The following is a 12310-nucleotide window of genomic DNA, read 5'->3' as shown; positions in this document are numbered from 1 at the left end:
AGTTTGGCGGGATCGGGGCACTCCTCTCCTATTCCTCGGTCCCGCCATCCGATGTTCCTCCTGCGAACACCGCCTATCGAGGGCCGGAAGCCAGCCGCTTCCGGCCCCTTTTTCGTTGTTGCAGGACAGTCACACGGGCTCATCGAAAATTGCCAAACATCAACATGAGAATTGCGCGAGGAGGCCGACGGGAGGAACTTTCGATCCGGGTCAAAGGGAGGTTTCGGTCATGAATCGTTCGCTTGCGACTGCACGCAGTCTTCGCCTCATACTGCTTTCGAGCGTGGCCATCGCCGGGACTTGTGTTCCCGCGGCCGCGCAGGACGCCGCCACCGCTGACGAGGATGCACCGCCCATCATCGTGACCGGCACCCGCCAGGCCGACCGCTCGGCCGCGGACACGGTCGCCCCGGTCGATGTCGTCAGCGGCGCCGAGCTCACCAGCCAGGCGCCGAACGACATCGGCGACGCCATTCGCATCTCGGTTCCGTCGTACAACGTCAGCACCCAGCCGATCTCCGACGCGGCGACGCTCGTCCGCCCCGCCAACCTGCGCGGGCTCTCGCCCGACAACACGCTCGTCCTCGTCAACGGCAAGCGCATGCATCGCGCCGCGGTGATCGCATTCCTCGGCGGCGGTATCTCGGACGGTTCGCAAGGGCCCGACGTCTCGGTCATTCCCTCGATCGCGATCAAGCAGCTCGAAGTCCTGCGCGACGGTGCCTCTTCGCAATACGGCTCCGACGCGATCGCGGGAGTTCTCAACTTCATCCTCAAGGATAGCCCCGACGGAATCGAACTGACTGCGAAATACGGCCAGACCTACAAGGGCGACGGCGAGAACTACCAGCTAGGCGCGAACATCGGCCTTCCGCTGGGGGATCGCGGCTTCGTCAACCTGAGTGCCGAATACGGCGAATCGAACGCCACCGACCGCTCGATCCAGCGCGACGATGCAGCTGCACTGATCGCCGCAGGCAATACCGCCGTTGCCGATCCGGCGCAGGTCTGGGGCCAGCCGAACGTCAACGACGACCTGAAGCTCTACGCCAACGCGGGATTGGACCTGACCGACGACATCAAGCTCTATGCGTTCGGCAACTACGCCAGCCGAAACGTCGATGGCGGCTTCTTCTTTCGCAACCCGACCAACCGCGGCGGGGTCTACGCAGGCCCGCTCGTCGATCCGGTCACCGGCTTCGCATCGAGCGCGCCCAACGCCGTGCCATCGATCCTCGTGGGCGACCTGACGAACACCACCGCCGGCGATTGCCCGGCGGGCATCCCGCTGACGCAGGGTGGCGGCCTGCTGCCCAATCCGACGGTACTCGCTGCCGTCACGGCCAGCGCGAACTGCTTCTCGTTTTACGAGCAATTTCCCGGTGGCTTCACTCCTCGCTTCGGCGGCGACGTGACCGATTATTCGGGCGCTGTGGGCCTGCGCGGCAAGCTGTTCGAAGCGCTCGATTTCGACGTCAGCTTCCGCCACGGGCGCAACAAGGCGGATTTCCTGATCCGTAATACCGTCAACGCCTCGCTCGGGCCGAATTCGCCGACCGAGTTCTATCCCGGCGGCTATCGCCAGACCGAAAACGTCGCCAACCTCGGCCTCGGTTACGAGCTGCCGGTCGGTTCGGGCAGCGTCTACATCGCCGCCGGCGGCGAATATCGCGACGAGGAGTTCACCATCGTCGCGGGACAGGCCGAATCGTTCGCGCTGGGTCCGCTCGCGCAGCCGACCACCGCCTATCCGTTCGGTCAGGGTTTCTCGACCAGCTCGAACGGTTTCCCCGGCTTCGCTACCAACTCGGCCGGCTCATGGAAGGAAGACAACAAGGCGGCTTACCTCGATATCGAAGCCGACCTGATCGATGCGCTGACCCTGCAGGCCGCGGTCCGCTACGAAGATACCAAGAGCTTCGGCAACACGACCACCTGGAAGGTCGGCGGCCTCTACAAGCTGAGCGATGCGCTACGGGTGCGCAGCACCTACTCGACCGGCTTCCACGTGCCGACCGCCGGGCAGGCCAATGTCATCAACGTGACCACGCAGTTTTCGAACGGCGCGCTGCAGGATGAAGGCACGTTTCCGCTGTTCAGCCCGGCCGGCATCATCGCCGCAGACTACATCGCGGCGCCCGTGACGAGCGGCGGCCTCGGCGGGACCCGCCCGACCCTCGGGCCCGAGAAATCGAAAAGCTTCACCGCCGGTCTCGCGGGCGATTTGGGCAACTTCACGGTCACGATCGACTACTTCAATATCAAGCTCAAGGACCGCATCTCGCGGTCTTCGTCGATCAACTTCCCGCTGGCGCTGTGCTACCTTGCGCGGCGCGAGGGGGTGGCGAACAATTGCACGTCCACGTTCACCCCGCCGACCGCGCAGCTCCTGACCCAGCTCGCCAACGCGGGCGAGATCGACCGGGCAGACTTCACCGGCTTCGAAGACTTGACGGCATTCTCGTTCTTCAACAACGACTTCGACACCCGCACGCAGGGTGTCGACTTCGTGGCGAACACCAGGTTTGAGATGATCGACGGCGGTTCGACGCGAGCGACGCTGGCGGTCAACTACACCAAAACCAAGGTCACCGATGCGGGGGCGACGCTGGCCAGCACGCGTATCCGGCAGCTCGAGGAAGGCCTGCCACGTTGGAAGGGCTTCTTCACCCTGACCCATGAGCAGGGCCGGTTGCGCGGGCTGTTGCGCGCGAATTACTTCGGCAAGTACTTCGAGGCTCACCTCGAGGACGATACGTTGCCGATCTTCGCGAAGTCGAAGGTCACCGTGGATGCCGAACTTGGCTACGAAGTCATCGACGGTATCGAACTGGCGGTCGGCGCGCAGAACCTGTTTGACACTTACCCGACGGTCAATCCGTGGGGCGGGATCGTCGGCGCGCAGTACGGCGAACGCTCGCCCTTCGGCTTTAACGGCGGCAGCTGGTACGTCCGGGCCAACGCCAAGTTCTGACCTTTGGTCAGACGAACAACCACCATGCGCTCGCGGCTACGGCCGCGAGCCATAGGCCTGCGATGACCGCTGCCGCCGGTCGCGAAACCGGGCGTTCGGCGAGCGCGGCTCCGGTGGCACGGTATTCGGCGAGGAGCGGGGCGGGCATCAGCCGCAGGACCGCCCAGATCCCCAGCGGCACGATCACGAGGTCGTCGAGCAGGCCCAGTACCGGAATGAAATCGGGGATGAGGTCGACCGGGCTGAACGCATAGGCGGCGACGGCCCCCGCCAGCAGCTTTGCCACGAGCGGGGTACGGGGGTCGCGCGCGGCGACCCACAGGGTCAGCGCCTCGCGCTTGAGCGCCTTCGCGCGGTCCCTAAGCTGCAAGCGCGCTCTTCACGAATTCCGCGCACCGATCACCGATCATGATGCTGGGCGCGTTGGTATTGCCCGAGACGAGCCGCGGCATGATCGATGCATCGGCGACCCACAGCCCGTCGACACCGCGCACGCGAAGCTGCGTGTCGACCACGCTGTCATCGTCCCCGCCCATGCGGCAAGTGCCGACCGGGTGGTAGATGGTGTCGCTGACCTCGCGGATGCGCGCTTCTAGTGCGGCGTCGTCCTCGTAGTCGATCGGGTTGCGATCCTTCGCGCCGAGCTTGCGGAAACTCGGTGCATCGGCGATCCGCGCCATCAGCCGCGAGCCCTTCATCAGCAGCTCCATGTCGCGCCGGTCGGACAGGAAGTTGGGATTGATCGCGGGCGCGGCGGTGGGATCGGCGCTGTTCAGTCGTACCCAACCGCGACTGTGCGGGCGTAGCACGCAGGCGTGGAGCGAGAAGCCGTGCTCGCGCAGCCGGTCGCGGCCATGGTTCTGGATGATCGCGCGGATGAAGTGGTACTGGATGTCGGGACAAGGCGCATCGGGCTCGATCGTCACGAACCCGCCGCTCTCGGCGAAGTTCGTGGTGAGCATTCCGGTCCGGTGGCGGCGATGCTCGACGAACGCCTTCGCGAGCGCCCAGACTCCCTTGATCGAGCTGCCGAACAGGCTGGTATCGTCGAGGACGTAACTCGTCAGGAAGTCGCAATGGTCCTGCAGATCCGCGCCAACCGCCTGCCGGTCGAGCGTGACGGCAATGCCGTGGCGACCGAGCTCCTCGCCCGGTCCGATGCCCGAGAGCATCAGGATCTGCGGCGATCCGAATGCGCCCGCGCTCAGGATCACGCCGCCCCGCGCGCGGATCGTTTCGGTCGAGCGGCCCTTGCGTACGACGACTCCGCTCGCGCGCCCGTCGGCGACCTCGATCCGCTCGATTACGACACCGGTCCGCACGTCAAGATTGGGTTTGTCCGCAACTGGATCGATAAACGCGCGGGCGGACGACCAGCGCTCGCCATTCGACTGGGTCACCTGGTACAGGCCGAAGCCTTCCTGCCTATGCCCGTTGAAGTCGTCGTTGCGCGGAAGCTGCATCTCCGCCGCGGCATCGACGAAGGCTTGGGCGACATGGCTGGGGCTGATCTGCTCGTTGACATGAAGCGGGCCGCCTGCGCCGTGCCAGGCATCCGCGCCGCGAGCGTTGTCTTCCTGCCGCTTGAACACGGGCAGCACATCGTCCCACGTCCAGCCGGTGCAACCGAGTTCAGCCCAGTTGTCGTAATCCCACGGATTGCCGCGGATATAGACCATGCCGTTGACCGCGCTCGACCCGCCGAGGCCGCGCCCGCGCGGCTGGTAACCGATCCGCCCGCCGAGGCCCTCCATCGGCTCGGTATCGTAACGAAACATGCTGCGGTCGGGCATCATCGCGAGCAGGCCGGGCGTGCGGGTGAAGGCGTGTTCGTTGCGCCCGCCCGCCTCGAGCAGGCAGACGCTGCGGCCCGCCTCCGCTAGCCGCCCGGCGGCCGCGCTGCCTGCGCTGCCCGCGCCGATCACGATAACGTCGAATTCGTCCACTAGCCCTCTCCCGAAGCGGGAAGGTTAGGCAGCCTCGCGCGGTCCGGCAATCGGGTTTTCGGGCGCAACCTTTTGCCGCTCGCGCCAGCGCGCGCGGATCATGTCGCTCGTCTCGCGGCTGCCGTCGTGGGTCCAGCCGGGCTCGCGCAGCAGGTACGACAGCTTGTGCCGCCACGGCGCGCGCCACATGTCCTGCGCGATGCCGATCCATTCGTGGAATACGGAATAGAGCAGGTTGAACGTGCCGAGCTGCTTCACGATGCCATACCGGATGCGCTCTTCGTCGGGGCGCTCTTCCTCGAAGGTGCCGAACATCCGGTCCCAGACGATGAACACGCCTGCATAATTGCGGTCGAGGTAGCGCGGGTTGGTGGCGTGATGAACGCGGTGATGGCTCGGCGTGTTCATAACCGCCTCGAACCAGCGGGGCATCTTGCCGATCGACTCGGTGTGGATCCAGAACTGGTAGATCAGGTTGAACCCACCGCAGATCGCGATCATCACCGGGTGGAAGCCGAGCAGCACCAGCGGCAGCTTGAACGCGAAGCCCAGCGTCAAGAACCCAGTCCACGTCTGCCGCAGCGCGGTCGACAGGTTGTAATGCTGGCTTGAGTGGTGGTTGACGTGGCTCGCCCAGAACCACCGCGTCCGGTGCCCGAAGCGGTGGATCCAGTAGTACGCGAGGTCGTCGAGCACGAAGCACAGCGGCCACGCCCACCAAACCGTCCACCATTCCGGGCCGAAGTCGAACAAGCGGAATTGCCAGGTCCACAGGAACAGCGCGAGGAACAGCCCGCCGGTCAGCAGGCCCGCCACGGTGCTGCCTAGTCCGAAGGCCAGGCTGGTTAGCGTATCACGCGGCTCGTAGGCGTCCTTGCGCAGCCGCCACGCCCAGATCATCTCGATCAGGACGAGGAGGACGAAGCCGGGCACGGCATAATCGACGGGCGAGAAATCGGGCATCGCAGCGCCTCTTATAGTCGCCTGAGGCTCGCGGCCCAAGGGGCTGCGGTGTCGCCCAAGTCGAGGGTGACCTCGCCGAAACGCCGGTCGCTCGTGCCGACGACCAGGAAGTTGCGGTCCAGACGCACGTGGGCGTGACCATCGAGGATGCGCGAGGCGAAGTGCGCTCCGTGCCGGCGCAGCAGCATGATCCGGCCGTCCGCATCGCGCGCGATTGCGGCGAGACCTGCCCGGTCGATCGCCACTTCGACGGGGTCGAACCCGTGCAGCGCCTCGTCGGCAAGCTCGCGCAAGTGCGCTTCGTCGCGGATGCGCGGATCACCGCCGAGGCCCAACCGCAGCGCGATCCACGCCAGCGCGATGATCGCTGCGAGCGAGGCGGCCATCTGAATGAGCTTGCCCGTCATGGGCAGAGCGTTGCCACAGCCGCACGGAGCGCGCTAGGCTGTGCGGCAAGAGGGAGATTTCAAGCCATGACCATCCGCCTTGCCGCGCTCGCGAGCGTTGCCTTTTGCCTGGCCACGCCCGCATTCGCGGAGGCGCCCGATCCGGTCGCACTGGTCGACGCGCGGAACGCCGACACGGCTCGCGTCGCACGGCAGATCTGGGAGTGGGCCGAGGTCGGCTACAAAGAGGAGAAGTCGAGCGCCCTGCTTGCGTCAGAGCTGCAGAAGGCCGGCTTCAAGGTGACCAAGGGGGTAGCGGGCATTCCGACCGCTTTCACCGCCGAATGGGGATCGAGCGGTCCGGTGATCGGCGTGCTCGGTGAATACGATGCGCTTCCCGGCATCAGCCAAGATGCGGTCGCGGCGCGCGATCCGATCGAAGGGAAGGCGGCGGCGCACGCATGCGGGCACAACCTGTTCGGCGCGGGATCGGTCACCGCCGCGATCGCCATCAAGCAATGGTTGCAGGCGACCGGAACGCCGGGGCGCATCCGCTTCTACGGCACCCCGGCCGAGGAAGGCGGATCGGGCAAGGTCTACATGGTGCGCGAAGGGCTGTTCAGCGACGTCGATTTCGCGATCCACTGGCACCCCGGGGACGAGAACAGCGCGGCGGCGGAGACCACGCTCGCCAATCGTTCGGCCAAGTTCCGGTTCAAGGGCAAGGCGGCGCATGCCGCGGGTGCGCCCGAGCAGGGCCGCAGCGCGCTCGACGGGGTCGAGGCGATGAACATGATGGTCAACATGATGCGCGAACACACGACAATGGATTCGCGCATCCACTACGTCATCACCGAAGGCGGCAGCGCGCCCAACGTCGTCCCCGATGCGGCAGAGGTGTTCTACTACGTCCGCCATTCGCGCACCGACGAAGTCGACGCGATGTGGTCCCGGCTCGAATCCGCGGCGAAGGGCGCGGCGATGGGAACGGGCACCGAAGTGACGTGGGAAGTGATCCACGGCAACAACCCGCTGCTGGTCAACGAAACGATGGCCAAGGCGATGGACGGCAAGCTGCGCCAGCTCGGCGGGCTGTCGCTGACGGCCGAGGAGACTGCGTTCGCGACCGAGATCGGCAAGACCCTCGCCAAGGCCAAGCCGGTCGAATCGGCGGGCACGATCGCGCCGTATGGCAAGACGCTCGGCTACGGCTCGACCGACGTGGGCGACGTTTCCTGGGCCACCCCGACTGTCGGGCTAGGCACCGCGACCTGGGCGCCGGGTACGCCCGCGCATTCATGGCAGTCGGCGGCCGCGAGCGGCACGTCGCTCGGCTTCAAGGGCGCGCAACTGGCGGCCAAGGCGATGACATTGATGGCGATCCGGCTCTACACAGATCCCGCGCTGCGCACCGCCGCGCGGGCCGAATTCGATGCTTCGCGAGGCGCCGGCTACACCTACAAGTCGCTGCTCGGCGACCGCAAGCCGCCGCTCGACTACCGCAACTAGGCCTTCGCCTGCGCCGCGAGCGAGTCCATTGCCGGGCGAACTGGCGACAGGTCATAGCCAGCGCTCGCGGCCGCCTCGCTCAGCGCATCGGGGCTATCCCCCGTGCTCGCCTTGGCCAGTGCCCAGAGCAAGGTCGAGCGGGTGCCCGAGCGGCAGTAGCCCAGTACCGGGCCCTCGGTCGCCGCGAGGGCATCGGCGAGCGCCGTGACCTGCGGGTGACTGAAACCGGCGTGCGTGATGGGAATTGCGAGGTATTCGATCCCCGCGGCCTGGGCGGCCTCCGCGATGGCATCGCCCGGCGTCTGGTCGTCGCTCTCGCCTTCAGGTCGGTTGTTGACGATCAGCGTCACCCCCATCTCCTTGGCCGTCGCGACATCGTCGACTGTGATCTGCGGGCTCGCGTACATCGTGCCCGACAGCTTGCGAAAATCGCTCAATGCACCGTCTCCGTCTTTTTCTTCGCCCGGCGGCGACGCTGGAAGATGTTGAGGAGTTCGACGCCGACCGAGAAGCCCATCGCGGCGTAGATGTAGCCCTTGGGCACGTGGAAGCCGAACCCGTCGGCGATCAGCACGAGGCCGATCATCACGAGGAAGGCGAGGGCCAGCATCACGAGCGTCGGGTTGTGCTCGATGAAGCGGGCGAGCGGATCGGCGGCGACCATCATGATCGCGACGGTGATGACAACGGCGGCGACCATGATCGGCACGTCATCGGTCATGCCCACCGCGGTCAGGATCGAATCGACCGAGAAGACGAGGTCGATCGCGATGATCTGCGCGATGACAGCACCGAAGGTCGCGGTCGCAGCGGCGGCCACGCCGGGGGTCTTGTCGAGCAGGTCGCCCGAATCGTCGCCCGGCTCCATCGAATGGTGGATTTCCTTGGTGGCCTTCCACAGCAGGAACAGGCCGCCCGCCAGCAGGATCAGGTCGCGTCCCGAGAACGCCGTCTCGAACGTCGGCTCGCCGTACTGATTCGCCGCACCCACGATGCCGAGGTCGAACAGTGGCTGGGTAAGGGTGACCAGCCAGCCGATCAGCATCAGCAGGCCGATGCGCATGATCAGCGCCAATGCCAGGCCGATCCGGCGCGCGCGGGACTGCTGCTCGGGCGGCAATTTGTTCGACAGGATCGCGATGAAGATGAGATTGTCGACGCCGAGCACGACCTCGAGCGCGATGAGCGTCAGCAGGGCGAGCCAGGCGGCGGGATCGGAAAGGAGGGCCAGGATGTCCATAGCCTGCGCCATGCCGTGCGTCGTCCAGGCTGGCAAGTCGCTCCGTATCTGGCGGAAATGTCACATTCGTGCGTCCAGGAGCGCGCGCGCGTTAAATCGTTCGCAACAGGGCGACTCTTAGGCTATGAACCGCCACTGACTCACGGGGGCGGGCAATCCAGCAGGCTGTCCGACCCGTCCCGGCGTGCTCCGTCCGCACGCTTCGGGAATGAAGAATGGACGGCGAGATTACGAAGGTACGTTTCAGGTTATGGGTTACGACAGAGGACAGCGCCGGGGTCGGGGTAAGGACAAGCGCGACGGTTTCGGCGAAGAAGGCGGCGGCTTCGATCCGTTCGGCGGCGGTAGCAGCGGCGGCTTTGGCGGCGATCGTGGCGGATTCGGCGGTGGTGACCGCGGCGGATTCGGCGGTGGTGGCGGCGGCTACGGCGGCTTTGGCGGCGGTCGTCCGGGCGGCGGCGGCGGTGGTGGCGGCGGCTTCGGCGGCGGCAACCGTATGCCTCCGCAGGTCGTCGGCGCAGGCAAGGGTACCGTCAAGTTTTTCAACGGCCAGAAGGGCTTCGGCTTCATTGCGCAGGATGGCGGCGGTGAGGACGTGTTCGTCCACATCAGCGCGGTCGAGCGCGCGGGCCTGGACGGTCTGGGCGAAGGCCAGGAGCTCGAGTTCAACCTCGTCGATCGCGGCGGGAAGATTTCGGCGCAGGACCTGCAGATCGTCGGTGATGTCGTTCCGGTGACCGATCGCGGTCCGCCGCGCGAGGATCGCGGCGGCGACCGTGGTGGTTTCGGCGGTGGTGCGGGCGCAGGTGCCCCGCGGCGCGAGCTGACCGGCGAGAAGGCGACCGGCACGGTCAAGTTCTTCAACTCGATGAAGGGTTTCGGCTTCCTCGTTCGCGACGATGGCCAGCCGGACGCGTTCGTGCACATCAGCGCGGTCGAGCGGTCGGGCCTGTCGGGTCTCAACGAAGGCGAAAAGTACGAGTTCGACCTCGAGGTCGATCGACGAGGCAAGCACTCGGCGGTCAACCTGGTGCCCGTCCAGGGCTGACTCGTCGGCGCCAGCCCGGTCGGTTGACCGGGCCATGCGCCTCACCTTACACGGTGCAGATGGCGGCCTTTAGGGGTCGCCATTTGTCGTTTCCAGTTCCCAATTCTCTCGAAGGATTCCCGCAATGTCGATCAGCCCGCTCATGCCCGTCTATCCCCGGTGCGGCGTGCGTCCGGTGCGCGGTGAGCACTGCCATCTCATCGACGAGGACGGCACGCGTTACCTCGATTTTGCCAGCGGCATCGCGGTGAACCTGCTTGGTCACAGCCACGAAGGGCTGATCGGCGCCATCCAGCGGCAGGCCGCGACGCTGATGCACGTCTCCAACCTCTATGGCAGTCCGCAGGGCGAGGGACTGGCGCAGCGGCTCGTCGACCTGACATTCGCCGACACGGTGTTTTTCACCAATTCGGGCGCCGAAGCGGTCGAATGCGCCATCAAGGCAGCGCGCGCCTATCACCAGCACGTCGGGAACGACGACAAGTACGAGCTGATCACGTTCAAGAACGCATTCCACGGGCGCACGATGGCGACGATCAGCGCGTCGAACCAGGACAAGATGCACAAAGGCTTCCTGCCGCTGCTGCCCGGGTTCAAGTACGCCGAGTTCGACGACCTCGACAGTGCGAAGGCGCAGATGGGCTCGCACACCGCAGGCTTTCTCGTTGAACCGATCCAGGGCGAAGGGGGCATCCGCCCGGCGTCCGACGAGTTCATGCAGGGCCTGCGGGCGCTGTGCGACGAGCATGACCTGATGCTCGTGCTCGACGAGGTCCAGTGCGGCGTCGCGCGCACAGGCAGGATGTATGCCTATGAGCATTACGGGATCGAGCCCGACATCCTCGCGACCGCGAAGGGAATAGGCGGCGGCTTCCCGCTCGGCGCGTGCCTTGCGACGGAGAAGGCCGCGCGTGGTATGGTGATCGGCGCCCACGGATCGACTTACGGCGGAAATCCGCTGGCAATGGCGGCGGGCGATGCTGTGCTCGATGCCGTCGCAAACGACGCATTCCTCGCCGAAGTCACTGAGAAGGGCGAACGTCTGCGCGGCCGGCTCGAGCAGTTCATCGGCAACTACCCCGAACTGTTCGACGGCGTGCGCGGCAAGGGCCTGATGCTCGGACTGCGGATGAAGGGCGAGAGCCGCCCGTTCTATGCCCACTTGCGCGACAACCACCAGTTGCTGACCGTCGCGGCCGGCGACAACACGCTGCGCGTCCTGCCGCCGCTGGTGGCGGGTGATGCCGAGTTCGACGAGTTCTTCGACAAGCTTTCCGCCGGTGCGGCGAGCTATCAGCCGTCCGCGGCCGCATGATGGCGCGGCACTTCCTCGACCTGTCGGATGCAGGCCCGGACGCGATCAAGGCGATGCTGGCCGATGCCCACGCGCGCAAGGCGGCGCGATCGGCTTGGCCCAAAGGGCGCGCGGATGCCGATGCTCCGCTCGCGGGGCACGTTCTGGCGATGATCTTCGAGAAGAACTCCACCCGCACCCGCGTCAGCTTCGACATGGCGATGCGCCAGCTCGGCGGAACCGCGCTGGGCATGGATGCGGGCAGCACCCAGCTCGGCCGCGGCGAATCGCTCGCCGACACCGCGCGCGTGCTGAGCCGGATGGTCGATGCGATCATGATCCGCACCGACGATCACGCGAAGATCGAGGAACTGGCGCGGCACGCCGCGGTGCCGGTGATCAACGGTCTGACCGACCGCTCGCACCCGTGCCAGATCGTTGCCGATCTGCTGACGATCGAGGAACAGGGCAAATCGCTCGCCGGGCTCGAGCTCGCATGGCTCGGTGACGGCAACAACGTGCTGCACTCGATCCTCGAGGCTGCGGCGCTGCTGGGCTTCAACGTACGGGTTGGTGTTCCGCAGGGCTACGAGCCGGAGGCCGAATTTGTTGATCTCGCGCGGCAGGCCGGTTCAACCGTCACGCTCACCCGCGATGCGGCGGCGGCGGCCGCTGGTGCGGACATCGTCGTGACCGATACCTGGGTCTCGATGGGCCAGGACCATGCGCACAACAAGCTCGCTGCGATGGCCCCTTTCCAAGTGAATGGACAACTGATGGCGCAGGCCAAGCCCGATGCGCGCTTCCTCCATTGCCTCCCCGCCCACGTCGGCGAAGAGGTGAGCGAGGACGTATTCGAAAGCGACCAGTCGGTCGTGTTCGACGAGGCGGAAAACCGCATCCACGCACAGAAGTCGGTCCTGCTCTGGAGCTTCGGCCTGCTCGGCTGA

General features: G+C 66.1%; 11 protein-coding genes. 5 read left to right on the top strand and 6 right to left on the bottom strand.

Features of this window, described 5'->3' with window-relative positions:
* The first annotated feature begins 229 nt into the window (after positions 1-229).
* Positions 230-2974, top strand: a complete 2745-nt coding sequence (locus tag ACWPMX_RS12495; protein WP_455700323.1) for a TonB-dependent receptor plug domain-containing protein — start codon at positions 230-232, stop codon at positions 2972-2974.
* 7 nt (positions 2975-2981) lie between these two features.
* Here the strand turns inward: ACWPMX_RS12495 and ACWPMX_RS12490 are convergent, their stop codons facing one another.
* Genes ACWPMX_RS12490 through ACWPMX_RS12475 form a run of 4 tightly spaced genes read right to left on the bottom strand, consistent with a single transcriptional unit; the run spans position 2982 to position 6290 of the window.
* Positions 2982-3344 carry a YkvA family protein gene (locus ACWPMX_RS12490; protein ID WP_455700322.1) on the bottom strand — a complete coding sequence of 121 codons (363 nt, stop codon included), beginning with the start codon at positions 3342-3344 and terminating at the stop codon, positions 2982-2984.
* The gene (locus tag ACWPMX_RS12485; protein WP_455700321.1) at positions 3334-4920 is read right to left on the bottom strand and encodes a GMC family oxidoreductase; all 1587 of its coding nucleotides are present in this window, start codon (positions 4918-4920) and stop codon (positions 3334-3336) included. Before ACWPMX_RS12485 ends, ACWPMX_RS12490 begins: the two co-directional genes overlap by 11 nt.
* 24 nt (positions 4921-4944) lie before the next feature.
* Positions 4945-5883, bottom strand: coding sequence for a sterol desaturase family protein (locus ACWPMX_RS12480; RefSeq protein WP_455700320.1), 939 nt, complete (start codon positions 5881-5883; stop codon positions 4945-4947).
* Positions 5884-5894: 11 nt separating this feature from the next.
* Complete coding sequence (locus ACWPMX_RS12475; protein WP_455700319.1) at positions 5895-6290, bottom strand: hypothetical protein; 396 nt, start codon at positions 6288-6290, stop codon at positions 5895-5897.
* 66 nt (positions 6291-6356) lie between these two features.
* Between ACWPMX_RS12475 and ACWPMX_RS12470 the strand changes: the two genes are divergently transcribed.
* Positions 6357-7778 carry an amidohydrolase gene (locus ACWPMX_RS12470; protein ID WP_455700318.1) on the top strand — a complete coding sequence of 474 codons (1422 nt, stop codon included), beginning with the start codon at positions 6357-6359 and terminating at the stop codon, positions 7776-7778.
* On the opposite strand, the gene ACWPMX_RS12465 is transcribed toward ACWPMX_RS12470, so the two are convergent.
* Entirely contained in the window at positions 7775-8215 is a 441-nt protein-coding gene (locus tag ACWPMX_RS12465) for a TIGR01244 family sulfur transferase (RefSeq protein WP_455700317.1), read from the bottom strand. The two genes, ACWPMX_RS12470 and ACWPMX_RS12465, sit on opposite strands and share 4 nt — an antisense overlap.
* On the bottom strand, positions 8212-9018 hold the full coding sequence (locus ACWPMX_RS12460) for a TerC family protein (protein WP_455700316.1): 807 nt from the start codon (positions 9016-9018) through the stop codon (positions 8212-8214). The genes ACWPMX_RS12465 and ACWPMX_RS12460 overlap by 4 nt, the downstream gene beginning before the upstream one ends.
* Before the next feature lie 250 nt (positions 9019-9268).
* Between ACWPMX_RS12460 and ACWPMX_RS12455 the strand changes: the two genes are divergently transcribed.
* The 3 genes from ACWPMX_RS12455 to argF all read left to right on the top strand — a co-directional run bounded on the left by ACWPMX_RS12455 (position 9269) and on the right by argF (position 12310).
* The gene (locus tag ACWPMX_RS12455; RefSeq protein ID WP_455700315.1) at positions 9269-10066 is read left to right on the top strand and encodes a cold-shock protein; all 798 of its coding nucleotides are present in this window, start codon (positions 9269-9271) and stop codon (positions 10064-10066) included.
* Between the two features lie 124 nt (positions 10067-10190).
* Positions 10191-11381, top strand: a complete 1191-nt coding sequence (locus tag ACWPMX_RS12450; protein ID WP_455700314.1) for an acetylornithine transaminase — start codon at positions 10191-10193, stop codon at positions 11379-11381.
* Positions 11381-12310, top strand: coding sequence for an ornithine carbamoyltransferase (gene argF, locus ACWPMX_RS12445; RefSeq protein ID WP_455700313.1), 930 nt, complete (start codon positions 11381-11383; stop codon positions 12308-12310). Before ACWPMX_RS12450 ends, argF begins: the two co-directional genes overlap by 1 nt.

The organism is Tsuneonella sp. HG094 (assembly GCF_053819285.1).
Note: the sequence above shows the minus strand (reverse complement) of the source record. Positions and strands in the feature narration are given on the sequence as shown.